The organism is Agrobacterium sp. 10T429, assembly GCF_056393925.1.
In genome coordinates this window covers 141,886-166,340 of the sequence record NZ_JBFTGV010000003.1, presented here as the reverse complement: position 1 = coordinate 166,340, position 24,455 = coordinate 141,886, and the positions used below count along the sequence as shown (strand labels likewise).

General features: G+C 60.1%; 18 protein-coding genes. 12 read left to right on the top strand and 6 right to left on the bottom strand.

Going from position 1 to position 24,455, the window contains the following annotated elements; all coding sequences use genetic code 11:
- The first annotated feature begins 3 nt into the window (after positions 1-3).
- Both AC1DCP_RS10115 and AC1DCP_RS10110 read left to right on the top strand, forming a co-directional pair.
- On the top strand, positions 4-507 hold the full coding sequence (locus AC1DCP_RS10115) for a DUF995 domain-containing protein (RefSeq protein ID WP_003510879.1): 504 nt from the start codon (positions 4-6) through the stop codon (positions 505-507).
- A gap of 12 nt (positions 508-519) precedes the next feature.
- Positions 520-1,485 carry a glycoside hydrolase family 26 protein gene (locus tag AC1DCP_RS10110; RefSeq protein ID WP_003510877.1) on the top strand — a complete coding sequence of 322 codons (966 nt, stop codon included), beginning with the start codon at positions 520-522 and terminating at the stop codon, positions 1,483-1,485.
- A gap of 48 nt (positions 1,486-1,533) precedes the next feature.
- On the opposite strand, the gene AC1DCP_RS10105 is transcribed toward AC1DCP_RS10110, so the two are convergent.
- The gene (locus tag AC1DCP_RS10105) at positions 1,534-2,718 is read right to left on the bottom strand and encodes an AGE family epimerase/isomerase (RefSeq protein WP_035199453.1); all 1,185 of its coding nucleotides are present in this window, start codon (positions 2,716-2,718) and stop codon (positions 1,534-1,536) included.
- Between the two features lie 433 nt (positions 2,719-3,151).
- Between AC1DCP_RS10105 and bcsN the strand changes: the two genes are divergently transcribed.
- From bcsN to AC1DCP_RS10080, 5 genes are all read left to right on the top strand, one after another.
- Positions 3,152-4,051, top strand: coding sequence for a cellulose biosynthesis protein BcsN (gene bcsN, locus AC1DCP_RS10100; RefSeq protein ID WP_035199452.1), 900 nt, complete (start codon positions 3,152-3,154; stop codon positions 4,049-4,051).
- A gap of 82 nt (positions 4,052-4,133) precedes the next feature.
- The gene (gene bcsA, locus AC1DCP_RS10095) at positions 4,134-6,323 is read left to right on the top strand and encodes a UDP-forming cellulose synthase catalytic subunit (protein WP_035199451.1); all 2,190 of its coding nucleotides are present in this window, start codon (positions 4,134-4,136) and stop codon (positions 6,321-6,323) included.
- The gene (locus AC1DCP_RS10090) at positions 6,320-8,806 is read left to right on the top strand and encodes a cellulose biosynthesis cyclic di-GMP-binding regulatory protein BcsB (RefSeq protein ID WP_065687758.1); all 2,487 of its coding nucleotides are present in this window, start codon (positions 6,320-6,322) and stop codon (positions 8,804-8,806) included. The genes bcsA and AC1DCP_RS10090 overlap by 4 nt, the downstream gene beginning before the upstream one ends.
- Positions 8,803-9,858, top strand: coding sequence for a family 8 glycosyl hydrolase (locus AC1DCP_RS10085; protein WP_065687757.1), 1,056 nt, complete (start codon positions 8,803-8,805; stop codon positions 9,856-9,858). The genes AC1DCP_RS10090 and AC1DCP_RS10085 overlap by 4 nt, the downstream gene beginning before the upstream one ends.
- A complete protein-coding gene (locus AC1DCP_RS10080; protein WP_476774250.1) occupies positions 9,855-12,197 on the top strand; it encodes a cellulose synthase in 2,343 nt (780 codons plus the stop codon). Before AC1DCP_RS10085 ends, AC1DCP_RS10080 begins: the two co-directional genes overlap by 4 nt.
- A gap of 30 nt (positions 12,198-12,227) precedes the next feature.
- Here the strand turns inward: AC1DCP_RS10080 and AC1DCP_RS10075 are convergent, their stop codons facing one another.
- Both AC1DCP_RS10075 and AC1DCP_RS10070 read right to left on the bottom strand, forming a co-directional pair.
- Positions 12,228-13,382 carry an amidohydrolase gene (locus AC1DCP_RS10075; protein ID WP_173997482.1) on the bottom strand — a complete coding sequence of 385 codons (1,155 nt, stop codon included), beginning with the start codon at positions 13,380-13,382 and terminating at the stop codon, positions 12,228-12,230.
- A gap of 60 nt (positions 13,383-13,442) precedes the next feature.
- On the bottom strand, positions 13,443-15,089 hold the full coding sequence (locus AC1DCP_RS10070; protein ID WP_111801492.1) for a GNAT family N-acetyltransferase: 1,647 nt from the start codon (positions 15,087-15,089) through the stop codon (positions 13,443-13,445).
- A gap of 233 nt (positions 15,090-15,322) precedes the next feature.
- On the opposite strand from AC1DCP_RS10070, the gene AC1DCP_RS10065 reads away from it, so the two are divergent.
- Positions 15,323-16,057 (top strand): SDR family NAD(P)-dependent oxidoreductase, encoded by a 735-nt coding sequence (locus tag AC1DCP_RS10065; RefSeq protein ID WP_003510849.1) that lies wholly within the window; start codon positions 15,323-15,325, stop codon positions 16,055-16,057.
- 38 nt (positions 16,058-16,095) lie between these two features.
- A complete protein-coding gene (locus AC1DCP_RS10060) occupies positions 16,096-17,448 on the top strand; it encodes an aspartate aminotransferase family protein (protein ID WP_003510848.1) in 1,353 nt (450 codons plus the stop codon).
- A 56-nt stretch (positions 17,449-17,504) separates the two neighbouring features.
- On the opposite strand, the gene AC1DCP_RS10055 is transcribed toward AC1DCP_RS10060, so the two are convergent.
- Positions 17,505-17,942 carry an EamA family transporter gene (locus AC1DCP_RS10055; protein ID WP_019564660.1) on the bottom strand — a complete coding sequence of 146 codons (438 nt, stop codon included), beginning with the start codon at positions 17,940-17,942 and terminating at the stop codon, positions 17,505-17,507.
- 192 nt (positions 17,943-18,134) lie between these two features.
- Positions 18,135-19,481: a dicarboxylate/amino acid:cation symporter gene (locus AC1DCP_RS10050; protein WP_013761559.1), complete on the bottom strand. Its 1,347-nt coding sequence runs from the start codon at positions 19,479-19,481 to the stop codon at positions 18,135-18,137.
- A 236-nt stretch (positions 19,482-19,717) separates the two neighbouring features.
- Here AC1DCP_RS10050 and AC1DCP_RS10045 point away from each other — a divergent pair, with 236 nt between their 5' ends.
- Complete coding sequence (locus AC1DCP_RS10045; protein WP_035199441.1) at positions 19,718-21,559, top strand: sensor histidine kinase; 1,842 nt, start codon at positions 19,718-19,720, stop codon at positions 21,557-21,559.
- A gap of 1 nt (position 21,560) precedes the next feature.
- Positions 21,561-22,925 carry a sigma-54-dependent transcriptional regulator gene (locus AC1DCP_RS10040; protein WP_065687752.1) on the top strand — a complete coding sequence of 455 codons (1,365 nt, stop codon included), beginning with the start codon at positions 21,561-21,563 and terminating at the stop codon, positions 22,923-22,925.
- A gap of 100 nt (positions 22,926-23,025) precedes the next feature.
- On the opposite strand, the gene AC1DCP_RS10035 is transcribed toward AC1DCP_RS10040, so the two are convergent.
- A complete protein-coding gene (locus AC1DCP_RS10035) occupies positions 23,026-23,538 on the bottom strand; it encodes a BA14K family protein (protein ID WP_065687751.1) in 513 nt (170 codons plus the stop codon).
- 176 nt (positions 23,539-23,714) lie between these two features.
- On the opposite strand from AC1DCP_RS10035, the gene AC1DCP_RS10030 reads away from it, so the two are divergent.
- Positions 23,715-24,425: a GntR family transcriptional regulator gene (locus AC1DCP_RS10030; RefSeq protein ID WP_025595694.1), complete on the top strand. Its 711-nt coding sequence runs from the start codon at positions 23,715-23,717 to the stop codon at positions 24,423-24,425.
- Positions 24,426-24,455 lie beyond the last annotated feature (30 nt).

The following is a 24,455-nucleotide window of genomic DNA, read 5'->3' as shown; positions in this document are numbered from 1 at the left end:
GTGATGAGAACAACAATAAGCAAATGCGGGTTCTCCGCTTTCGTACTCTGCCTTGCGGTGATCGCGCCAAGTGCCGTCCACGCCGCTGGCGGCACGAAGACGCCGAAACCGCTCCGGACCAGCGAAGTCGTAGATATGTATTACGACAAGACCTGGAAATGGGAGACTGGTGGCGGACGCTTCATCGCCGATGGCCGCAAGTTCATCGCCCTGACTGAAGAGAAAGGCAAGAAGGCCGTCGGTGAAGGCCGCTGGACCGTCGATGCCAAAGGTACGCTGTGCATGCGCGCTACCTGGAAAACCGATGCCGGAAACGGCAAGGCCGACACGTGTTTCGACCACGGTCGCATCGGTCAGGTGCTTTACCAGCGCAAGCAGGGCGGGCCCTGGTACGTCTTCCGGCATAATCCGCCACGGCCCGGAGATGAATTCCTGAAACTTGTCCGCAAGGACGACGTCACCCCGCAAATCGCCGCCTATGGCAAGGCGATGACTGCGACGAGGTAGGAGGAAAGTGTCATGCAAATAACAAGAAGAAGACTGCTCTTTGCAAGCGGGGCTGCTGTTGCTGCTTCAGCCAGCATGTACCCCATATTCAAACTGGATGCCCAAGGGGTCGCGCCCATGGGCTCCACGGGCATGAAGACGCTTGCCGACAAACGTCCGACATTGCACGCGGATGGTATACGCTTCGGCGCCTACGATCCGCACGGCGATTTCACCGGCCAGACCGGGGTGGCGACGGAACATCTGTTCCTGCCCTGGGAGGACGTGGATCTCGACAGCCTCGCGCTCGCAGACGCTTACGCTCTGGAGCGCAAGCGTAACGTGCTGATCACGGTCGAACCCTGGTCATGGGACGTCAACTGGCGGCTCACCTCCGACGAGTTGCGCCGCAAGGTGATGGGAGGCGATTACGACAAGAACATGCAGGCGATCGCCGCACGCATGTCCGCAATGAAGAGCCCGCTGATCCTGCGTTGGGGACAGGAAATGGAAGACACATCCGGCCGCTTCTCGTGGTCGGGTTGGAACCCGCAGGACTATATCACGGCCTACAAACGCATGGTGGACATGACCCGCAAGGCGGTCCCCGGCGTCAAGGTGATGTGGTCGCCGAAAGGTCTTGACGGTCTGCGCGCTTACTATCCTGGTGACAATTACGCGGACCTGGTCGGTCTCTCGGTCTTCGGTCTCGAGGACTATGACAAGATCGAATATGGCGGGCCGCAGAAGTTCACCGATCTCCTGCGCAAGGGCTATGGGCTTGTCGAAACCTTCAATAAACCGGTCTGGGTTGCTGAACTGGGTTATGAAGGCGGCGATTCCTACGTCCGTCCATGGATGAACGACGTGACGCTGAAACAGGCGGATTTTCCCAAGCTGGAAGAGGTCGTCTATTTCAACGACAAGGACGTGCATCCATGGCCGCACAATCTCGGCAAGCCCGACTGGCGCGTTGTGCGCCCGGCGCGGCTTAACTGAGGCTGGAGCGGGTAGAGCGGACGCCCGGCCCGCTCGCCCGCCCGGACTCTAATGGCTGGAGGCGAGTACTGCCTCAGCCTCATAGATGGCGCAGACGATGTGGTAGAAAGTGCTGGCCGGTGCCGGTTCGTCCAGCATCGGCTTGTCGGCCGGCCATTTGTCGAACCAAAGCCCTTTGACCGGTGTGTCGAGGAAAGGCTGCAGCGCGCCGATGGCCCTCAGGCCCGAGGCAAGATAACGCTGTCTTTCTTCACCAATGGTCACGCTGGCAAGGCGCAAGGCTGCCTTCAGCCATTCCGTCTGCGGCCAGAGCCGTGCCAGACCGTCATGTACCGAAAAATCATCGTACAAGCTCATGATCGCGACCTTGCGGCGTGGGCAGATGCCATGCGCTTCGCCGATCTCGAACATGCGCTTGGCCTTGGCGATTGCCTCGCCATTGTTGCGCAGGCTGCCCCAGCGCACCAGAAGCCAGGCCCATTCGAACTGGTGACCGGGCTCCATGATGCGGCCCTTCTCACCTTCAAACGGCATCCAGTCATGGCCGAAGAATTCGCGTAGCCCGCCATTGGTGCCATCGATGAAGCGGGTGAGTGCAAGGCCGGCGATCTCGTCGGCCAGCGCGGTCCATGGACCTTCGGGGTCCTGCACTTCCCAGGCAAGCATCGCCTCGAAAAGATGCATATGCGGATTGGAGCACAGCGGCGTGCGCGGCGGGTTCGCTTCCTCAAAGCCGGCGACGGGGTGTTTGTAGTCGCGATTGAGGACGGCGAGGATCTCGAGCGCCCGGGCACGCATCTCGTCCTTGCGGTCGGGAAGGGCTGCGGCCGTCTGTGCTGCGGCGAAAAGCGCGAAAGCCTGATTGTAGAGATCGAAGGACGGATCGATCAGCTTGCCGGTCTGGTCGGCGAGGTTGCCGTAAAGGCCGTTATCGAGGCGATAGACCTTTTCGAACCAGCTCAGCCCATGCAGCAACGCATCCTTCCACGGACCCTGCCAGCCGTTCTGGCCGGCGGCAGCGAAACAATAGGCCTGACGAGGCTGCACGCGGGCGCGGCGGTCATCAGAAAAAACCGGTTTCGCATCCTGGCCCAGGCGCTCGTAAAAACCGCCGTCCGGACGGGCGGAGCCCACCTCCCACCACAGCGGTAGCGCGTCCTCTTCAAGCCATTTCCGTAAGGTTCCGATCTCTTCGGCAAGCGCCTGCGAGATACTCGGAAATTGCACAGTCATGCGTCAACTCTCTGTTTTTACAGTTGAATGAAAAAAGTGATCAATAAAAATACGTCATTATAGACGCAAGTAGACCATGGGACATATTGCGCTGCAACCGTAAAAATATCGACCTCACGCCGAGCGAACCCGCACCAGCGCGATTTGGTTCCGTCGTCTCGTCCGGCAAAGAAGGGATCCGAAACGATTCGGAGGCCACAAAGCATCAGAAATTACAATATAAATTTGATATTGCTTATTCGCCTGCCTCCAGTATTTCGTAACAATGGTCTGGTCATTAGTGATTCGGTCTCCTTTTAACCTGTTAGGGCTTGGGGAAATAAAGGGGCACGGGGCAGTGAAATTTTCTGCCTTTACTTCATTGCTATTCTCTATTGCAGTTCTTTCGGGCTGCAATACTCCCTCGGGCGTCAGGTCGTTCGGGGGCGCAAAGATGTTGTCTGCGTCCGAAGCACTGGTTTTCCCACCGCCCGGCGGTCCGGAAATCGTCACCGTAGTCAATCGCACCTACTCCAATGCCGTGGCACAGCAGGTCGTATTGCGCGCCGAAGCCGCTACGCCCGGACAGAACTACATTAAGGCCGAGTTCTTCGGTCCGCAGCAAGCCGGCGACACTGATCGCGATGCTTTGACTTTCTCCGGCTTTAAGGCATCCTCCGTCGCGCGGGAAATCCGCTCGGAGTTTCCGGGTGAGAACATCGTCATGTCGGCGAATTATCTGCAGAACGGTTACGGCGCCTTTTCTTATGCGGCCGGCAAGGGCCGAGGCAGCGATACCTGCCTTTATGGCTGGCAGGACATCCGCTCACCCGAAAGCATGCGGCAGGATTTCCGCAACTTGGGGCGTATCAAGGTGCGACTGCGCCTCTGCCAGTCGGCGGCAAGCGTCGAGCAGCTTCTGACGGTCATGTATAATTACACGATCACCGGCACCTATGCCTCGCAAAGCTGGAACCCCTATGGCACGCCGCAGGCGGTGGATCAGAACCTTGGGCGGCCGGGCCATCCGGTCTATCCCATGAAGACCAATGAGGTGCCGATGCGGCCCGGCAGTGAAGTGACTGCGAGCATACCATTGCAACCCGTGCGCCGTGCTGCCGTACCCGTCACGCCTGTTCAGCCAACGGCGCAGCCCCTACCGCCGGTTGCGGCAGTCAGTATTCCGTCACCCGCATCCGTTGGCGCGCCCGCCCAGCCCGCAAGGCCTGCTGTAGTCGGCAGGCGCGCGGCCAGCGTGCAGGTGGAGAGCCAGCAGCCGACGCAGGTTCCGCAGGTAGCCATTCCGTCGCCCACATGTCTGTCCGGTTCGGCAGCGCCTCCGGGATGCAGGTGATGGCTGGAGCAACAGCAGAAGAGGGCATTGCAAAAGATCCCGGTAAAAATTCCGGGCGGGGAAGAGAGCGGAAAGTTTCGGGATGAACAAGGCCATCACAATCATTGTCTGGTTTCTTGTGTCGCTTTGCGTTCTGGCCATCGTCACGATGCCGGTCAGCCTGCAGACGCACCTGGTCGCCACGGCGATCTCGCTTGTCCTTCTCGCAACAATAAAGAGTTTCAACGGGCAGGGAGCCTGGCGGCTCGTGGCGCTTGGTTTCGGCACGGCCATCGTGCTTCGTTATGTCTATTGGCGCACCACGAGCACGCTKCCGCCCGTCAACCAGCTCGAAAACTTCATTCCCGGCTTTCTGCTTTATCTCGCGGAAATGTATAGCGTCGTGATGCTGGGTCTCAGCCTCGTCATCGTGTCGATGCCGCTGCCTTCCCGCAAGACCCGGCCTGGCTCGCCCGATTACCGGCCGACGGTCGATGTTTTCGTGCCGAGTTACAACGAGGACGCGGAGCTTCTCGCCAATACGCTGGCGGCGGCCAAGAACATGGATTACCCGGCCGACAAGTTCACCGTCTGGCTGTTGGACGACGGCGGCTCGGTGCAGAAGCGCAATGCCAGCAATATCGTCGAGGCGCAGGCGGCACAGCGCCGCCATGAGGAGTTGAAGAAGCTTTGCGAGGACCTCGACGTGCGTTATCTGACGCGCGAGCGCAACGTCCACGCCAAGGCCGGAAATCTCAATAACGGCCTCGCCCACTCGACCGGCGAACTGGTGACGGTGTTTGACGCCGACCATGCGCCGGCGCGCGATTTCCTTCTGGAAACGGTGGGCTATTTCGAGGAAGACCCCCGGCTCTTCCTGGTGCAGACGCCGCACTTCTTCGTCAATCCCGATCCGATCGAGCGCAATCTGCGCACCTTCGAGACGATGCCGAGCGAAAACGAGATGTTTTACGGCATCATCCAGCGCGGTCTCGACAAGTGGAATGGCGCGTTTTTCTGTGGTTCCGCCGCCGTGCTGCGGCGCGAGGCACTGCTGGATACGGAAGGGTTCAGCGGCGTCAGCATCACCGAGGACTGCGAAACGGCGCTCGCGCTGCATTCGCGCGGCTGGAACAGCGTCTATGTCGACAAGCCCCTGATCGCCGGGCTGCAACCGGCCACCTTCGCAAGCTTCATCGGCCAGCGCAGCCGCTGGGCGCAGGGCATGATGCAGATTCTGATCTTTCGCCAGCCTCTGTTCCGCCGTGGTCTCTCCTTCACGCAGCGTCTTTGCTACATGTCGTCGACGCTGTTCTGGCTTTTCCCGTTCCCGCGCACGATCTTCCTGTTTGCGCCGTTGTTCTACCTGTTCTTCGATCTTCAGATTTTCGTGGCTTCCGGCGGCGAGTTTTTGGCTTATACGGCCGCGTATATGCTCGTGAACCTGATGATGCAGAACTATCTCTATGGCAGCTTCCGCTGGCCGTGGATTTCTGAACTCTACGAATATGTGCAGACGGTCCACCTTCTGCCAGCCGTCGTGTCGGTGATCTTCAATCCGGGCAAGCCGACCTTTAAGGTGACGGCGAAGGACGAATCCATCGCCGAGGCGCGGCTTTCGGAAATCAGCCGCCCGTTCTTCGTCATTTTCGCACTTTTGCTGGTTGCGATGGCCTTTGCCATTTGGCGCATCTATGCGGAGCCATACAAGGCGGACGTCACACTCGTCGTCGGCGGGTGGAACCTGCTCAACCTCATTTTCGCGGGATGTGCGCTTGGCGTCGTCTCCGAGCGCGGCGAAAAATCGGCGTCGCGGCGCATCACTGTCAAGCGGCGCTGCGAGGTCAAGCTTGAGGGTAGTGACGCATGGGTGCCGGCCTCCATCGACAACGTGTCGGTGCATGGCCTGCTGATCAATCTTTTCGACAGCACCACCGCTATCGAAAAGAACACGACAGCGATCATTAGGGTGAAGCCGCATAGCGAGGGCGTGCCGGAAACCATGACCATCAATGTGGTCCGCACGGTCCGGAGCGACGGTTTCATTTCCATAGGCTGCACATTCTCGCCGCAGCGCGCCATCGATCATCGCCTGATCGCCGACCTGATCTTCGCCAATTCCGAGCAATGGAGCGAGTTCCAGCGCGTGCGCCGCAAGAACCCCGGCCTCATCAGAGGCACGGCGATCTTTCTGGCGATATCTCTGTTCCAGACGCAGCGCGGCCTGTTCTATCTGGCCAAGGCGCTCCGGCCCGCCTCCAAAACCGTCAAACCTGCCGGAGTTGTAAAATGACCGGCGGTAAAACGATCAGGAGTTCACTGACAGCACTGATGTTGGGTGTCGTCGCAACCGGTGCGATGGCGCAGTCCTCACCTTTCGACATGTCGCCGGAGAAGCCTGCACAGACAGCCCCGGCACCTGTGCCGCCGCCGACACTTCCCCCCGCTGTACCGCGCCAGCCGCAGCCAGCCCAGCAATCGACCCAGCCTGCAGTGGGCCAGCCTCCTGTGGTAATGCAGCCCGCACCTGCGCCGCAACCGCCGCTGCGGCCGCTGACGCCACCCGTATCCATGCCGCCGCAGGGTCAGGCGAGACCCGCACCCGTTCAGGCATCGTCACCCGCGGCGGATAGCCGTCGCCGGTATATCTTGCCGTACGAAAAGCTCAGCCTTTCCGGCGAAATGGATCGGCGGCAGTGGAGCATTTATCTGACGCCCGAGCAGGTGAATGCCGCCGTTTCGCTGAATATTGGTTATCAGAACGCCATCGTGGTCGCGCCGGAAGACTCGAATTTCCAGGTCAGCCTCAACAATGTTCCGCTGGAGACGGCGCGCATTGAGGCGCCCGACGGTGAGGGCAATGTTTCCTTGAAAATTCCACCCGGTGTCCTGCAGGTGGGCGCGAATGTCGTGACGCTTGGCGTGCAGCAGCGCCACAGAACCGATTGCACGATCCAGTCCACTTATGATCTGTGGACCGATGTTAATCCGGCAAATACCTATATCGGCTTTAACGCCGATGTCGCGGGCAACTTCACCAATATCGACGATATCCAGGCAACCGGTCCGGACGCCAAGGCGGCAACGTCGATCGAGATCGTTGCACCTGCACTCGGCAATCCGGCATTTGCAGATTCGCTGCTGCGCCTTTCTCAGGCTCTGGCACTCCGAACCCAGATGCCGAACCAGACGATCCGTTTCGTGGCAGCACCCTCCGCCGAACGCAAGGCGGGAACGCTGGTAGTTCTTGTCGGCACCGCGCGCGAGATTACCGGCTTCACCGGCGCGGTGCCGCCCGAGGCGTCGGCGGGTGCTTTTGCCGGCTTCGATACCACCGCACCGGGTGGCCTCTCGCCACTCTTCGTCAGCGGTCCCACCCCGCAGGCGGTACAGGCGGCGATTGAGACGCTGTTTTCCTCGATCTCGCGCACGCCCGGTGCCCAGAGAACGACCTTTTCCACCCGCAGCTGGCATGCGCCGGATGTGCCGCTCGTCATGTCGGACCGTCGCATCGCGCTTTCCGAGCTTGGGCTTGAGAGCAGCGAATTTGGTGGACGGCGTTTCCGCAACGAATTCTACGTCGGCATGCCCGCCGACTTTTATGCGTCGGCCTATGGCGAGGCGGCCATGCTGCTCGATGCCGCCTATTCCTCGCAGGTGCTGCCCGGTAGCCATATAGACATCTACGTCAATGACGAGATCGCCTCGACCGTGCCGATCTCCAACAATGGTGGCGGCATTTTCCGGCATCTGCCCATCAATGTGACGATGCGCCACTTCAAGCCTGGCCCGAACAAGATCACCATCGAGGCCGTGTTGATGACGGCGCAGGATCAGGTCTGCGCGCCGGGAGCGCCAGCCAGCACGACCCCGCGTTTTGCCCTGTTCGACACATCGGAAATCCATATTCCTGATTACGCGCAGATCGGTCGCAAACCGGATCTCGCCGCGATGTCCGGTGCCGGGCAGCCCTACAGGTTTGCCGCAAATCCCGTCGCGCTGTCGCTTGATCGTTTCGATACCGACACCATGTCGGCGGCGGCGACATTGGTCAGCCGGCTGGCAAGCGCCGCTGGATATCCGATCAATGTCGAGACCGTCGCATCGCCGCTGGTGATCGGGGACCGTGACGCCCTGTTCGTCGGGACGATTTCGCAATTCCCGCAATCGCTGATCAGCCAGTTCAATCTTGTCCCTTCCAGCCAGATATCCTGGAAAATGGGAACGGGCGTTCAGCCGCCTGCGCAGAACAGCGAAACCCTCTTTAATGACTGGCGAGAGCGGGTGGACGGCGGCATCTGGCAAGGCCAGGTTTCCTCCTTTGAGGAGTGGATGAAGCGGAATTTCGATCTGAGTTCCGATACGCTGCGTTTCCTGCCGGCGGCCGAGCAGCCCTATGCGCCGCCCGGCAATGTCTCCTTCATGCTGGTGCAGGGTCTAAGCCCTTCCGGCGAAGGGGTCTGGACGCTGGCTACCGCCCCGACGTCGGCGGAGCTTCGTGACGGCATGTCTTCGATGGTGCGTGAGAACCATTGGCGCGACGTCACGGGGCGGGTCGCAGCTTACGATGCCGGTGCAGAAAAGATCGAAACGGTCGAGGTGGGGCAGCCGTATTTCTATGTCACGCGGGCGTTTTCCCTCTCGAACTGGAGGCTGATCGCTGCTAATTGGCTGTCTTCCAATGTTCTTTCCTATTCGCTGGCATTCATCGGGTTCGTGTCGCTCCTGGGCTTTGCCACCTTCGCGATGCTGCGTATGATGGGGCGACACCGATGAGGCGTGGGATTTTTAGACTTGCCGGCATTTTCTGCGTGTCGCTGATGGCGTTGATCTCAAGCATCTCGATTGCCCGCGCCGCATCTGTCTCGCCTGAGGCCTGGTCGGCTTATAAAAGTGCGTTTCTCGATCCCGGCGGGCGCATCATCGATACCGGCAACGGCAATATTAGCCATAGCGAAGGCCAGGGTTACGGCATGTGGCTTGCCGTTCTTTCAGAGAACATTGCCGACTTCGAGCTGATATGGAGTTTTACCCGCACGGAACTCCTGGTGCGCGACGACGGTCTCTCCGCGTGGAAATGGGATCCGCGAACCAGACCGCATGTGACTGACATCAACAATGCCACGGATGGCGATATTCTGATTGCCTACGCGCTGGCGCTGGCTGCCGCGCAGTGGAACCGGCAGGACTATGCAGAGGCATCGGCGGCCATCGCATCAGCCGTCCTCAAGAAGACTGTCGTTCAGCGCGGCGGGCGAACGCTGCTTTTGCCCGCCGCCAGCGGCTTTGGCGAGGTTGACCGGGGCGACGGCCCGGTGGTCAATCCTTCCTATCTGATTTTCGAAGCATTTCCGGTCCTCAATCTCGTCGCACCATCGCCACTCTGGAAGGCGCTTGCCGACGACGGCGTGGCGCAGATCGCCACATTCGCTTTCAGCGACAGGAAACTGCCCGCCGACTGGGTGTCGATGAAGACGAAACCGCAACCGGCATCGGCGTTTCCACCCGAGTTCGGTTACAATGCGGTGCGGATTCCGCTTTATCTTGCAAGGGCGAAAATGGGCTCGCCGGAGCTGCTTGACCGCCTGAAAAACGGCATGACGCTGGAAAGCGGTGCTGCGGGAACTTTCGATCTCAAGAGCGGCGCGGTCAAGGACGTTCTGTCGGATCCCGGTTATCGCATCATTCCGGCGCTCGCAGCCTGCGCCGGCGGCGGCCCGGCTGTGCCTGCCGAACTGAAAGGCTTTCAGCCAACGCTTTATTATCCTTCTACATTGCATCTTCTGGCATTGTCGTTTCTGGCAAGGAATAACGGGGAGTGCCGATGAACAAACCGCTGTCTAGCTCGGCTCTCATCCTGCTTCTGATTGCTCTCGCCGCCTTCCACTGGCGCGACACCATTCTCGGACGTGTATCGGACATTCATACTTCGGCGGTTGGCGACAACCGTGCGGCGCAGCGCGTTTCTCCAGCGGCAGCCAATCCGGCCCAGATCAACGCGTTCCTTAAAAATCGCGAGATGGCGCAGCTAACCCAACCCGTGACGCCAGCGGTAACGGTGCCGGCGACTGATCCGCAACCGCCGGTTACGCAGACACAGACGGGTGGACAGATATCGCAGCCCCAAATGGCGCAGGCGCCCGCACCCCGCCAGACCCAGCCGGCGTCATCAGACATGCTCGAGGTCGATCTCAGCGCGCTGCGCTATTTCGCGGCCAAGGGCGATACCCAGCGCCTTCAGGCCGAAATCGCGAGGCTGCGCACGCTCTATCCGAACTGGACACCGCCTGCCGATCCGCTCGCCATTCCCGTTAACGGCGATCCCCGGCTCGATGCCATGTGGCAGCTTTATAGCGACGGCCGTTACGCCGAGGTCAGAAAGGCGATCGCCGACCGCCAGCAGGCGGAACCCGGCTGGCAGCCTCCCGACAATCTGACCGGCATGCTTTCCCTCGCCGAGGCCCGCCAGCGGCTCGTCAACGCTTCCGATCTCAAGCAATATGCGACAGTGGTGGACGCGGCCGCCAGCAATCCCGGCCTGCTGACCTGTAGCGAGGTGGATGTCCTGTGGCGGGTTGCCGATGCGTTTGCCAATACCGACCGCATGGGACGGGCGCGCGACGCCTATCTCTACATTCTCAACAATTGCACGACGCCAAGCGACAGGCTCGCCACGGTGCAGAAGGCGTCCGCGCTTTTGCCGGCGGAGATGATCGGCGATTTGCTTGCCAAGGAAAAGCCCAACGCAGACGGTCAGCTGGAATTCGAACCGGTCAAGAACGATCTCGCCCGCCAATTCGTGGCGAAGGCAGGGGAGAAGGAGGGAATTTCCGTTCCTTCCGCCTATCTGATGCGGCTTGAAAGGCTTGCCGAGACCGACAAGCTTGCAAGCGATGCCTTGTTGCTCGGCTGGTACAATATCCGCCAGAAGAACATGGCGGAGGCGGAAAAGTGGTTTCGCAAGGCGCGGGAAGAGGAAGACAGCGCGTCTGCATCGCAAGGGTTGGCGCTGGCGCTGATCGACCGCAACGAGCCACGTGAAGCTGAAGAGGTCATGTATAAGTGGCGCACCGCTTCGGACGACGGGCTTGCGACCTATCTTGCCGCGACAGCCAATCTCCTGGCGCTTGAGCCGCCTGTGGTCCTGCCGCCGGATGTGTTGCAGCGCATCGCCGCTGAAACAATAACTCGCAAGGATGCGGCGACCGCGCAGCAGTTCGGCTGGTATTCGCTTGCTTTCCGGCAGACGCCGCTCGCCTTGCAATGGTTCAGCACTGCGCTTGGCTGGAAAGCCGATGACGAACCGTCGGCCTATGGCATGGCAGTCAGCTATCACGATCTGCGCAATCTCGCCGGTCTGCGCAGCATACAGCAGCAATGGGCAAGCCGCTCGCAACGCATCGCTGATGTGGGAACGGCACGTATGGTGGACCAGTCCGCGCAGCAGATAGCGCCCGTCACCGCACCGCCTGTCGCCACAGCTTCCCAGACAACGGCACCCGCGCCCTATGCGCCGCAGCCTGAGACAGTGGTGGCTTATAGCCAGCCGTCTGTCCAGCAGCCGGCTCCGGAACCTTCGCGCAAGCAGGCGCGTCTGCCAGCGCAGACGCAGAGGACCGTAAGTGCCTCGTCACGTCCACGCTCCTGCGCGGTCTATCCCGATCCCCAGCGCCTGCCCGCACAGCAGGCGCTTGATCTCGGCTGGTGCCTGATGGAGACCAACCGGCCGGCGGAAGCCCTGAAGGCTTTCGAATCCGCCATTGCTGGCGGCCAGTCGACTGTTAAAAGCGATGCGGCCTATGGCCAGAGCCTTGCCTATCTGCGCATGGGGCTGACGGACCATGCCGCTGTCTCGGCGACGAAATCGCGCATGGACCGCCCGCGCGCGACTGAGTTGCAGGTTTCAATCCTGGCCGACAGGGCGGTTTCCGCCTTCCAGTCGAAACGTTATGCGGAAACGCTTCTCCTGCTTGATCAGCGGGCGCGGCTTGCCGATGAGCGTACCGATCTCATGGTATTACGCGGTTATTCCTATCTTGCCATGAACCGCTACGCCGATGCTGCGCAGATTTTCGAGAGTCTGACGTCCATTGGCGATAAGGAGGGCATCAGGGGACTGGCAGCGGTCCGTGCCGCCCGGCCGAGCAGAGGGCCCCAGGGCGGCTGATGGCGTTGGGCGGCAATGGGCTGCCGTTGCTTACCCCGCGTCGGTGAGGTTGCGGATGATGCGCATGAAGATGCGTGCGCCGATATCGATCAGCCCATCCGGAAAGTCGTAGTCGGGATTGTGCAGGTTGGGATAGTCCTTGCCTGCGCCCAAAAAGAACATGGCCGATGACGAGACGGCGCGGAACCTTCCGAAATCCTCGGAGGCCCGCATCGGCAAACCTTCCGACCCGTGGGAAATTTTCTCCGCAGTTAGCGCCCGCAGGATATGGTCGACGGCTTCCGGCGCATTTTCGCAATGCAGGAAAATATCATCATAGGCGATATCGAGTGTCAGTTTCTGTTCTTCGGCCACCTTTTTTGCCAGCGCTTCCGCATCCGCGCAGAGTTTTTCCATTCGGTCGTCTGTCAGCGTCCGGAGCGTCGCCCAGATTTCCGCATCTGCCGGAGAGATGCCGAAGGCCGCTTCACCCATCACGGCATGGGTGATTGTCACCATCGAAAAATCGGGTTGCGGTGGAAAGCCGGAACCGAGATCGGTCAAAGCCGGCATCAACTCAGATATCGCCCGCATCGGCGAGACGCCATGCTCCGGTGAGGAGGCGTGCGCGGTCTTGCCGGAGAAGCGGATTTTGATGCCGCGTGATGCGCAGTTGACCGGCCCTTCCACCACGCTGACATGGCCGAATGGCAGGCCTGGAAGATTGTGAAGAGAAAAGGAATAATCCGGCTTCATCTCGCCAAAGCGCGGATCGGCGATGACGGCGGCCGCGCCCGCACCTGTCTCTTCTGCCGGTTGGTAGAGCAGTACGACGCTGCCGGTTTCCGGGCGCTTTCTGGAAAGTCCGAGTGCAAGCGCCGTTAGAATGGTGGAATGACCGTCATGGCCGCAAAGATGGCCCTTACCATCGGTGCCGGAGCGGTATTCGGCGTCGGTTTTTTCCTGAATGGGCAGAGCGTCGAGTTCCGAGCGGATGAGGACTACCGGACCGCTTTTGCCGCTGTCATAGACCGCTGCCACGCCATGAACACCCAGATCGGTGAACATCCGATCCGGTTTTGCCTGCTCGAGGAAATCGCGAATACGCCGCGCTGTTTCCTTCTCCTCGCCGGAAATTTCCGGATGGCGGTGCAGCTCATGGCGCAGCTCGATGAGGTCAAGCGTATCCTTGTTGGTCAGAAACATAAAAAACCCTTGCAAGTCGTCCGGCCGATTTTTTCTGCCGCAACTTACAGGTCATTACGTTCAATGCAAAACCTTTGGCGGACGCCAGCGCTTGCCCGTCGATTTTGGCCTGGCGCTCAGCGTGATGACATCGGCAGGCAGCGGAATCCTGGCCTTTCCCAGTTCCAGCCGGGCAAGGGCTGCGCGCGCCTTTTCGGCATATTCCAGATGCGTAGCGTCGTCAGAATGGTAATGCTGCAATCTGTCGAGGATTTCGGCGCCTTCCATCGTTCTTTCGGCCGCAATCAGCGCCACGGCGCACTTGTAGAGCGCCTCGCGGTGGAAGGGGGCGCGATTGGTCACCTGACGGAATGCTTCGGACGCCTCGTGATATTGCCGTTGCGCCAACCGCGCTTCGCCTATGCGCATCCACAGCAGAACCGGGTCCTGACCGCTGCCGAGGAGACCGAGGAAAGCGATTTCCGCTTCGCGGAATTCACCGCGGTCGAAGGTCAGATTGGCCAGCCCGAATTGTGCGCCAAGGTGATCGGGCGCGGCTGCCAGCACCTGGGAAAAGGCGATGTTGGCGGCCGCCTTCTTGCCCGTCTTGTAAAGTTTGAGACCCTCTTCGTAGACGAAGCGTATGCTGCGCGGGTGGAGCTTGCCACCGAGATTGTCGCCCGAGCGGGTGCGGAACAGCGTGCAGCTGAGCTTGTGCTCCTCCGGGCCGAAGAAATATTTGTACGGCTCGTTGCCTCGCAGGAAATCATAAGTCTTGAAACCCTGTTCGATCGCCCTGCGGATGCAGTGTCCGTGCAGCACGAGGCCGGGTGAGGGGGTCTTCCAGTTCTCGTCACGACCGGTAATGTAGAACAATACCGACTTTTTCTGCCGGTCGATGATGTTGGCAAGCGCGCCGAGCGGCTGGTCGCCGAACCACAGGACCGGCACTTCCAGATCGCCGCGTATATAGACATCCATCAGCATTTGCCGTGTTGCGCCGATCAACAGTTCGGTGCGCTCCTTGCCCTTGTGGGGCGCCCAGCGGATGCGCCAGAAATCGAACAGGATGCCCATGTCCCGCTTGATTGTTTCTCTCGTTGCGAAGGTGATGCGGTATTCGTCACCGCCTTCCACCTTCCTCATGAAGCGGCGGAGCTTTTGCCGGGACTGGCTGCTCATATGGCTATCGAGATAGGAGTCGAACGTGTCCGGCAGGGCCACGACCGGGCAGATGCAATTGTTGATGTTATAGGGGTTGGTCGGCATGTTGTCGCGGAACATGACGAGCGGTCCCTGAAGCGCGCGGATCATCGCGTCGCGCCGCTCCGGTGGGCCGGAAAGATAGTCGAGCTTGAGTTCGGTCCAGTTCTGCTGCCGAATATAGGAACAGAAACCGGCAACCGCGTTATTTTCATATTCCGGCAGGGTAATGAAGCCGGTGTAATCCGCCGCGGCATTGCCAGCCATGACGATGCTGTCGTGGAAGCGGCCGGTTTTCTTGTCCGGTTCGGTGACGATGCGTAGCGGAAAAAATGCCACATAGGGCGAGCCTTCGGGACGTTCCCTGAGCGCCAGGATGAACCAGCGCTTGCGGCGCGGCATATAATCCCGCAGCCAGCCCCAGGACAGGAAGTGTCGGGAATGGGGATCGGCCATGAACACCGTTTCCCAGTTTTGCCGGATCGCCTCGAAGCCGGCGTCGGTGTCGATGATGTCGATACGCATTCGTCCCTCTCCCAATACGGATCACAGATTCGGGAGATTGCATTTTATGAGCAAATGGCCGGCTTCAAATATTCCCTTCGGGTGAAAGGCCTATATCAAATGGGATTAGCCCGTGACGCGGCAACCATTCGTGCACCGCGACAAAATAGCCCTTGTCAGCGGGTCGCAGCACTCTAACATGCGGGCTGAATGCGCGACCGGCTCAACGGTTCGCATGGCAAAGGAGTTCTTTCATGGCTGTTCCTTTTATGCTTTTGACTGGTGCGAGCCGCGGAATAGGGCATGCCACCGTCAAGCTGTTTCAGGAAAAAGGCTGGAGAATCCTGACCGTATCGCGACAACCCTTTTCGGAGGAATGCCGCTGGCCATCTGCGCGCGAAAGCCATATCCAGGCCGATCTGGAGGACCTGTCCCGCATCGACGATCTGGCCGACGAGGTGCGCTCGCGCCTGCCGGAAGGAAAGCTGGCCGCACTCGTCAACAATGCCGGAATCTCGCCGAAGGGCGAAGGCGGTAGCCGCCTTGGCGTTGCCGACACAACGGCGGAGATCTGGACGCGGGTGCTCAACGTCAATCTCGTCTCGACGGCGCTTCTTGCCCGTGCGCTTCTGCCGGAACTGGAGGCGGCAAAAGGCTGCATCGTCAACGTTACCTCCATTGTCGGCTCGCGGGTGCACCCTTTCGCGGGCGTCGCCTATGCCGCATCGAAGGCGGGACTTGCAGCTCTGACACGGGAGCTGGCGCATGAATTCGGCCCGCGCGGCGTGCGCGCCAATGCCATAGCGCCCGGCGAAATCAACACCGCCATACTTTCACCCGGAACCGCTGAACTCGTGGAAGCGCAGGTCCCGCTCGGGCGGCTAGGCACCACGGCGGAGGTGGCGCAGACCATCTACTTCCTCTGCTCGGAGCAGTCGAGCTACATCAACGGCGCAGAAATTCTCATCAATGGCGGCCAGCACGTCTGACGCTTCAGCCCATCCAACCGAAACGGAGCCTTTATCCCATGACCATTCTGCCGAATTCCGTCGAGGCACGCGATATCGCCTACCAGATGCATCCAAACGTCAATCTGCGTAAATTCGAAAAGACCGGTGGTCTGGTCATCGAAAGTGGTGAAGGCATCTATGTGACCGACAGCAGCGGCAAGCGTTATATCGAGGCGATGGCAGGGCTTTGGTCTGTGGCGCTTGGCTTCGGTGAACAGCGACTGGTGGACGCTGCGACGAAGCAGATGCAGAAGCTGCCCTATTACCACACCTTTTCCTACAAGACGCACGGCCCGTCGGTCGATCTTGCCGAGTTGCTGATCGAGCTTGCACCAGTGCCGATGTCGAAGGTCCATTTCACGTCTTCGGGATCGGAGGCGAACGATCTCGTTGCCAAGATGGTGTGGTATCGCTCCAATGCGCTGGGCAAAAAGGACAAGAAGAAGATCATTGGCCGCATCAAGGGTTATCATGGCGTGACGATTGCCTCGGCCTCGATCACCGGCCTGCCGCGCAACCATGAAAGCTTCGACCTGCCGCTGGACCGCATGCTGCATACGGCCTGCCCCTCCTATGTGCACTTCGGCAAGCAAGGTGAAAGCGAGGCGGATTTTACCGCGCGTATTCTGAAGGAACTCGAAGATCTGATCCTCAGCGAAGGCCCGGAAACCGTTGCCGCCTTCTGGGGCGAGCCGGTGATGGGTGCCGGCGGGGTTCTTCTGCCGCCTGAAGGTTATTGGGAAGGTGTGCAGGCGATCCTGAAGAAATACGACATTCTGCTTGTCGTGGACGAGGTCATCTGCGGGTTCGGCCGCACCGGCAAGATGTTCGCCTGCGAGACCTACGGCATCAAGCCGGATGTGCTTGTTGTTTCCAAGCAGATATCCTCATCCTACATGCCGCTGTCGGCGATCATCATGAATGACGGTTTCTACCAGCCGATCGCAGACGAATCCGACCGGATCGGCTCCTTCGGTCATGGTTATACCGCCTCCGGCCACCCGGTCGCGACGGCCGTCGGTCTCGAAAACCTGAAGATCATTCAGGAGCGCGATCTGGTCGGTAATGTCGCGAGGCTGGAAGGCAAGTTCCTCGATCATCTGAAAGCGCTTTCCGACCATCCGCTGGTACATTCCTCGCGCGGCGTCGGTCTTCTTGGCGCGCTGGAGATAAAGCCGTGGGAAGGTACGAAGCCGGGCGATGCGACGCTCGCCATTGCCGCCGGCATTGAGGATGAGGGCGTGATTACTCGTCCGATCGGCGAATCGATCTGCTTCTGCCCACCGCTAATCATCACGGCCGAGCAGCTTGATGAGCTGTTCGCTGGCGTTAAGCGGGGACTGGACAAGGTTGCGGCCGCACGTGCCTGATGACTTTGCGAATGTCCCGGCCGGTTCGTCCGGCCGGGCACCGCTGTGGGCTTGCCTTATCCCCGGTATGCCACAAGCACCGCGCCGCAGGCGATTAGCACCACACCCAGCCAGTTGGGCAGCGACAGCCGTTCCCCCAGAAACAGAACCGCGAAGACGGCGACGAACACGACACTGAGCTTGTCGATGGGGGCGACGCGGGCGGCATCGCCGATTTTCAGCGCCCGGAAGTAACATATCCAAGATGCGCCGGTCGCCAGCCCCGAAAGCACGAGAAAGGTCCAGGTACGCGCCGAAATGGTGGAGGGCTGCTGCCAGTTGCCGGTAACATAAACCATCAGGCCAGCGGCAGCGAGAATGACGATGGTGCGTATGAAGGTGGCGAAATCGGAATTGACGTTTTCGATGCCGATTTTCGCAAAAATCGCAGTCAATGCCGCAAAGGCCGCCGATAGCAGCGCCCAGAATTGCCAGGCCAGAAACAGGTTCTTCATAAGGGCCTACTCCGTTTTTCGCATTCGTTCTCGCTCGATCTGGCCTATAACATCCGCACGGCGATAAAAACCGTTTTCGACGGTTGGAAGGGCTTCAAACGATGAAAGGCCGGAGCATCGATCTGATGCGCCGGCCTTCATTCGAGAGCCTGCCCGGACGAACCGGGACAGGCTGGACCTTGGGAGGTCGTGTTATTCGGCGGGCTGAACCGCACCCGGAAGCGAATCCACATCGGCGATGCCGGTGAATTCTTCCTTGCCGCTGAGAACGCGGGCGAGCTGTTCCTGATCCAGTTCACCTTCCCAGCGGGCAACAACGATGGTGGCGACCGCATTGCCGACGAAGTTGGTGAGTGCGCGGCATTCCGACATGAAGCGGTCGATGCCGAGGATGAGCGCCATGCCGGCAACCGGAACCGACGGCACGACGGAGAGCGTTGCGGCCAACGTGATGAAGCCAGCGCCTGTGATGCCAGCAGCACCCTTGGAGGAGAGCATGGCCACGAGCAGCAGAAGGATCTGTTCGCCGAAGGAGAGGTGGATGCCGGTCGCCTGTGCGATGAAGAGGGCAGCCAGCGTCATGTAGATGTTTGTGCCGTCGAGGTTGAAGGAATAACCGGTGGGGATGACGAGACCGACGACGGAGCGCTTGCAGCCCGCCTTTTCCATCTTGCTCATCAGGCCCGGCAGGGCGGCTTCCGAAGACGAGGTGCCGAGAACCAGCAGCAGTTCTTCCTTGATGTAGCGGATAAGCGCGACGATCGAGAAGCCGTTATAGCGGCAGACAGCGCCGAGGACCACGAACACGAACAGTGCTGATGTGACGTAGAAGGTGCCGATCAGCATCGCGAGGTTGGTGACGGACGAGATGCCGTATTTGCCGATGGTGAATGCCATGGCGCCGAAGGCACCGATGGGGGCGGCCTTCATCAGTATCGCGACCAGCTTGAAGATCGGATACATCATGGCATGCATGAAATCGGTGACGGGCTTGCCCTTTTCGCCGACGATACCGAGCGCGATGCCGAACAGCACGGAGAAGAACAGCACCTGCAGGATATCACCGCTGGCAAATGCGCCGACGATGGTGGTCGGGATGATGTTCATCAGGAAGCCGGTGATGGTCTGCTCATGGGCCTTGTCGGCGTAGGTCGCGACGGCCTTGGCATCCAGCGTGGCCGGATCGATGTTCATGCCGGCGCCCGGCTGCACAGTGTTGGCGACGATGAGGCCGACAATGAGCGCGAGGGTGGAGAACACGAGGAAGTAGATCATGGCCTTGCCGGCCACGCGTCCAACCTTCTTCATATCGTTCATGCCGGCGATGCCGGTTGCGACAGTGAGGAAGATGACGGGAGCGATGATCATCTTGACGAGACGGATAAAGCCGTCGCCGAGCGGCTTCAGCTGTTCGCCAAAGGCCGGATAGAAATGGCCAAGTGCGATACCGGCGATAATGGCGACCAGAACCTGGAAATACAGGTGCTTGTAGAATGGCTGCTTGGCGTGGCCTGCCGCCACGGTTGTTGTATCGATCATGTTTTTTCCTCCTCGGCCTCACCCTGCCTTAATTGGCCTCCCGGGATCGCCGTGTCGTTGACGGCTTCGCGCCGATTGAGGAGTCATGTGCAATACGCATGCCAGACTTGCTTATTTGGTGTAACTGGCTGATTTACAAAGTACTTTTTATTGACGCCGTATCAGCTCGCCGGTGTATGTGCGGATATCCGGACAAAACCTCTTGCGGTCTGTGTGTAAATCCGCACAATTGCCGCATGACCCAAGAAGATCAGGCCTCTTATTCCCAGGCACGACGGCGCGCTCAATGGCTGGCGTTGGCGGGCTTGTGGCTGCTCGTCAGCCTGGGAGTTCTGTTGGTTGCCGATGACTTTGCGCGAAACCAGGCAATACGCACCGCCGCGTCCGAGGCCTCCACCGATGCCGAACTCAAGATCGCGCTTCTGAATGTTGCGCTGGAGCGGCCGCGCGCCATTCCGCTGGTTCTGTCCGGCGATCCCGACCTTGCGATTGCGCTGGATGGCGGTGGCGCGCCTGCCATTGACCGGCTGAACCGCAAGCTGGAGGGGCTGATCGAAGGTACGCAGTCCTCTGTCATCTACGTGACCGGACCGACCGGCTTGACAATTGCCTCGAGTAACTGGCGACAGGCCGACAGCTTCGTCGGCTCCAATTATGCCTTCCGCGAGTATTTTCAGGCGGCGATGAATACCGGCATGTCCGAACATTATGCGCTTGGCAATGTCAGCCGCCGGCCGGGCCTTTATATCTCGCGCCGCATCGATGCCGCAGACGGTCGGCCGCTCGGCGTCGTCATCGCCAAGGTGGAGTTCAACCGTCTGGAGGCGGATTGGAACATCGGCGGCAAACCGGTCTATGTGGTTGACAGGAACGGCGTCGTGCTGATGACGAGCGTGCCGGATTGGCGCTTCAAGACCGTAGCGCCGATTGACGAGGCGCGACGCAAAGCCATTTCCGAAAGCCTGCAATTCGGTAACGAGGCGCTTACGACGCTGCCGTTCCGGATGGCGCGACTCTCGAGCGACGGCGTTCCGCTCGTCCGTGTCGATGACCCGGCAAGTGAGCGCGGCGATTATCTGCGGTTGGAAACGCCGGTGCCGACGACCTCATGGACACTGCATTATCTGCAGCCGGTGGCACCGGCGCTGAACGCCGCCATTCGCGAGGGCAGGGTGGTGGCGCTGGCAACGCTGATGCCGCTTATGGCGCTTTCGGCTCTGTGGCTGTGGCGCAGGCACAAGGCGCTGAGGGAAAAGGAAGAGGAGCAGCGCGCCCGCACCGAGCTGGAAATGAAGGTGCAGGAGCGCACCCGTGACCTGACGAGGACCCGCGACCATCTTCAGGCGGAAATTGCCCTGCACGAAAAGACGACAGGTGAATTGCGCAACGTGCAGCACGAGCTGGTGCAGGCCAACCGTCTCTCCATTCTAGGGCAGGTGGCGGCGGGCGTTGCCCACGAAATCAACCAGCCGGTAGCGACGATTCGCGCCTTTGCCGACAATGCCCGCACCCTGCTGAAACGCGACCGCATGGCGGAGGCCAACGAAAATCTCGAAAACATCGCGGCATTGACCGATCGCATCGGCACGATTACCGGCGACCTGAAGATATTGGCGCGCAAGGGCCGCACCGCTGCCGAACCGGTCAGTCTCAAACTGGTCATCGAAGGCGCGGTGATGCTGTTGCGCAGTCGTTTTTCCGGACAGATGGATGCACTTGATATCGTGTTGCCGGATCAGGACCTGAAGGTGCTTGGCAGCCGCATCCGGCTCGAGCAAATTCTCATCAACCTTCTGCAAAACGCACTGGAAGCCACTGAAGCGATTGATGCGGCGCGTGTCGAGGTGCGGGTGCGCGAGGAAGGGGACATGGTCTTGCTTTCGGTCAGCGACAATGGGACCGGCATTCCCGAAGCGATCCGCGCCCAACTTTTTTCGCCCTTTAATACATCCAAGGAAAGCGGCCTAGGCCTTGGTCTCGTCATCTCCAACGATATCGCCTCCGACTATGGCGGGCGGATTGAGGTAACGAGCAGCGAGGCAGGCACGTCTTTTTCCGTATATCTGAAGCGAGCATGACATGATGGCAGGTGGAACCATATTTCTGGTGGATGACGACTCCCAGCTGCGCAAGGCGATGGTGCAGACGTTGGAACTCGACGGATTGCCCGTCACCTCCTTTTCCCGCGCCGAACAGGCACTTGCAGCGCTCAACGAGGATTTCGACGGCGTCGTCATCACCGATGTTCGCATGCCCGGCATGACCGGGCTTGAGTTCTTCGACCATGTCCGCAGGATTGATGCCGATCTGCCGGTTATCCTCATCACTGGCCACGGTGATGTGCCGATGGCGGTCGATGCCCTTCACAACGGCGCCTATGATTTCATCGCCAAACCATTCCCCGCCGAACGCATGGTTGAAAGCGCCCGCCGCGCGCTGGAAAAGCGCCGCCTCGTGCTGGAAAACCGCGCGCTTCGCCGGGCGAGTGCTCAAGCCGAGGACGATTTGCCGCTGATTGGCCAGACGCCCGCCATGGAACGCCTGCGCACCACGCTCCGGCACATTGCTGATACGGATGTAGACGTGCTGGTGGCAGGTGAGACGGGCAGCGGCAAGGAAGTGGTGGCAACGGCGCTGCATCGCTGGAGCAAGAAGCGATCCAGGGGCAATTTTGTGGCGCTGAATTGTGGTGCGCTGCCGGAAACGGTGATCGAAAGCGAGCTTTTCGGCCATGAGCCGGGTGCTTTCACCGGTGCGCAGAAAAAACGCGTTGGTCGCATCGAACATTCAAGCGGCGGCACGCTGTTTCTCGACGAGATCGAAAGCATGCCGCTTGCCGTACAGGTGAAGATGTTGCGCGTTCTGGAAATGCGCGAGGTCTCGCCACTCGGTTCAAATGAGGAGCGACCGGTCGATATTCGCGTGGTGGCGGCGGCGAAGGTGGATCTCGGCGACCCGGCCGAGCGTGGCACGTTTCGCGAGGACCTATATTACCGGCTGAATGTGGTGACGCTGTCGATACCGCCGCTGCGCGAACGCAAGGCGGATATTCCGCTGCTGTTTTCGCACTTCGTCACCAAGGCCGCCAACCGATTCAACATGCCGGTGCCGCAGATCAGCGCCGGCGTTTCCCGCCGCCTTAACGACTACGACTGGCCGGGCAATGTGCGCGAACTCGGGCATTTCGCTGAAAGGGTAGTATTGGGGCTGGAGATGGATGCGGCCACCACGACTGTTTCGCAATCGAGCATTCCGGCTTCCGGCACCCTGCCGGAGCGAATGGATGAAATAGAAGCGCAGATCATTCGCGAAACGCTTGTGCAATCTAATGGCGACGTGGCCGAAACCATTGCGACACTCGGCATTGCCCGCAAGACCTTTTACGACAAGCTGCAACGTCACGGCATCAACCGGGCGGATTATGTGAAAAGCGGCGCTGCTTGAGGTGCCGCAGGATCTGGGGCGACACTTAATGAAAAGCCGCGGACGTTTCCGTCCGCGGCCTGATTATTAACAGCGATAACTGCGCAGACGTTGTCCCAGATCAACCCGCTACGCAGAAATGACGCTGGCCGTCATTGCCGACATAAGTGCCGGAGCGGCCGTTGAAGCTGCGATAACGCTGCGAGCAATAATCGTACCAGGCGTTCGTCCACGGCTCGATGGTGCGGTAGGTACGGCGTTGCTGGTAGTAGCCGGAATTATTGTCATAGACCGGTTGGGCACGGTAAACCGGTGCCGGACGATAGACCGGAGCGGGTCGATAAACGGGCTGCGGCTGTGGCTGATAATAGCGGTAGTCCGGCTCTTCGTACACATAGCTCGGTTCATAGCGACGCGGCGGGTCGATATAGACGCGCTCGTCGTCTACCGGTGCCGGGCGGGAAAGGGCTGAGCCAACGGCGACACCGGCGGCAAGGCCAAGCACGCCACCCAGAATAGCGGCATCGCGACGGTCGCGGCGGCCCCAGTCATCGGCGGATGCGCTGTTGAAGGGCACGATGGTGGCGGCGGCGGCGGCGATAGCCAGAACGGTTTTAGCTGCAAAGGACGACATGATCTTCTTCCATCCGGATGGCAGGGCGCTGCCAGTTGCAAATTCGATGGTTAAAGAAATATAGCGCGCCTGCTGAACGGGCGCTGAATGAATTGTGGCGGCTGGCGACAGCTCGCGATTCCTGTTTGCGCAAGCCGCGCTTCGCGCTAGAACTCAAGTTCAAACAGGACAATTCCATGAGCCTTGCCCATATAACCGTCAATTCCGATTCATCCCACGAAGACCGTGCCCAGGCTATTCGAGATACGCTGCGCGACGCCATTGTCGACCGACGGCTTGCCCCGGGAACGAAGCTGTCGGAATCGGAAGTGGGAACGCTGTTCGATGTCAGCCGCACGGTGGTGCGGGCGGCTCTTCAGATGCTGGCTTATGAAGGACTGGTCAAGGCCGAGCGCAACCGCGGCGCTTTTGTCTCCAATCCCACACCGGACGAAGCGCGGCAGGTCTTTGCGTCGCGCCGGCTGATCGAGCCCGGCGTTCTGGACGCCGCAATCGAAAAGATCACGCCTGCGGCGGTGAAGCAGCTGAGAGAGCATCTGGTTCAGGAAAGCCGCCACCAGCATGAGCGCGGCCCGCACGCCAGGCGCGCGGAAATCAAGGCATCAGGCGATTTCCACCTGATGCTGGCCTCGCTTGCCGGCAATGCCATCCTCGAAAAATTCATGGACGAACTGGTCGCCCGCTCGTCGCTGGTTATCGCGCTCTACGGGCGCTCGGGCGTTTCAAGCTGCGGCCACAACGATCATGCCGACCTGCTCGATGCACTGGAGGCGAAGGATGCGGCAAAGGCCCGTGCCTTGATGCTGCAGCACCTCGATCACATCGAGGCCGATCTCGACCTTCGCATGAAGGAAGGATTGGCGCTGAAGGATGCACTGGCACTTTGAGCGGCCACCATCCCCGCCCTTAAGACGGGG

Excerpts from the sequence above, each read along its gene's own strand:
- bcsN (WP_035199452.1), top strand. The coding sequence starts at position 3,152 with ATGTTGTCTGCGTCCGAAGCACTGGTTTTCCCACCGCCCGGCGGTCCG.
- AC1DCP_RS10050 (WP_013761559.1), bottom strand. The coding sequence starts at position 19,481 with ATGATCGATACAACAACCGTGGCGGCAGGCCACGCCAAGCAGCCATTC.
- AC1DCP_RS10090 (WP_065687758.1), top strand. The coding sequence starts at position 6,320 with ATGACCGGCGGTAAAACGATCAGGAGTTCACTGACAGCACTGATGTTG.
- AC1DCP_RS10070 (WP_111801492.1), bottom strand. The coding sequence starts at position 15,089 with ATGCGTATCGACATCATCGACACCGACGCCGGCTTCGAGGCGATCCGG.
- AC1DCP_RS10065 (WP_003510849.1), top strand. The coding sequence starts at position 15,323 with ATGGCTGTTCCTTTTATGCTTTTGACTGGTGCGAGCCGCGGAATAGGG.
- AC1DCP_RS10105 (WP_035199453.1), bottom strand. The coding sequence starts at position 2,718 with ATGACTGTGCAATTTCCGAGTATCTCGCAGGCGCTTGCCGAAGAGATC.
- AC1DCP_RS10080 (WP_476774250.1), top strand. The coding sequence starts at position 9,855 with ATGAACAAACCGCTGTCTAGCTCGGCTCTCATCCTGCTTCTGATTGCT.
- AC1DCP_RS10045 (WP_035199441.1), top strand. The coding sequence starts at position 19,718 with ATGACCCAAGAAGATCAGGCCTCTTATTCCCAGGCACGACGGCGCGCT.
- AC1DCP_RS10035 (WP_065687751.1), bottom strand. The coding sequence starts at position 23,538 with ATGTCGTCCTTTGCAGCTAAAACCGTTCTGGCTATCGCCGCCGCCGCC.
- AC1DCP_RS10055 (WP_019564660.1), bottom strand. The coding sequence starts at position 17,942 with ATGAAGAACCTGTTTCTGGCCTGGCAATTCTGGGCGCTGCTATCGGCG.
- AC1DCP_RS10040 (WP_065687752.1), top strand. The coding sequence starts at position 21,561 with ATGATGGCAGGTGGAACCATATTTCTGGTGGATGACGACTCCCAGCTG.
- AC1DCP_RS10060 (WP_003510848.1), top strand. The coding sequence starts at position 16,096 with ATGACCATTCTGCCGAATTCCGTCGAGGCACGCGATATCGCCTACCAG.
- AC1DCP_RS10085 (WP_065687757.1), top strand. The coding sequence starts at position 8,803 with ATGAGGCGTGGGATTTTTAGACTTGCCGGCATTTTCTGCGTGTCGCTG.
- AC1DCP_RS10110 (WP_003510877.1), top strand. The coding sequence starts at position 520 with ATGCAAATAACAAGAAGAAGACTGCTCTTTGCAAGCGGGGCTGCTGTT.
- AC1DCP_RS10030 (WP_025595694.1), top strand. The coding sequence starts at position 23,715 with ATGAGCCTTGCCCATATAACCGTCAATTCCGATTCATCCCACGAAGAC.
- AC1DCP_RS10115 (WP_003510879.1), top strand. The coding sequence starts at position 4 with ATGAGAACAACAATAAGCAAATGCGGGTTCTCCGCTTTCGTACTCTGC.
- AC1DCP_RS10075 (WP_173997482.1), bottom strand. The coding sequence starts at position 13,382 with ATGTTTCTGACCAACAAGGATACGCTTGACCTCATCGAGCTGCGCCAT.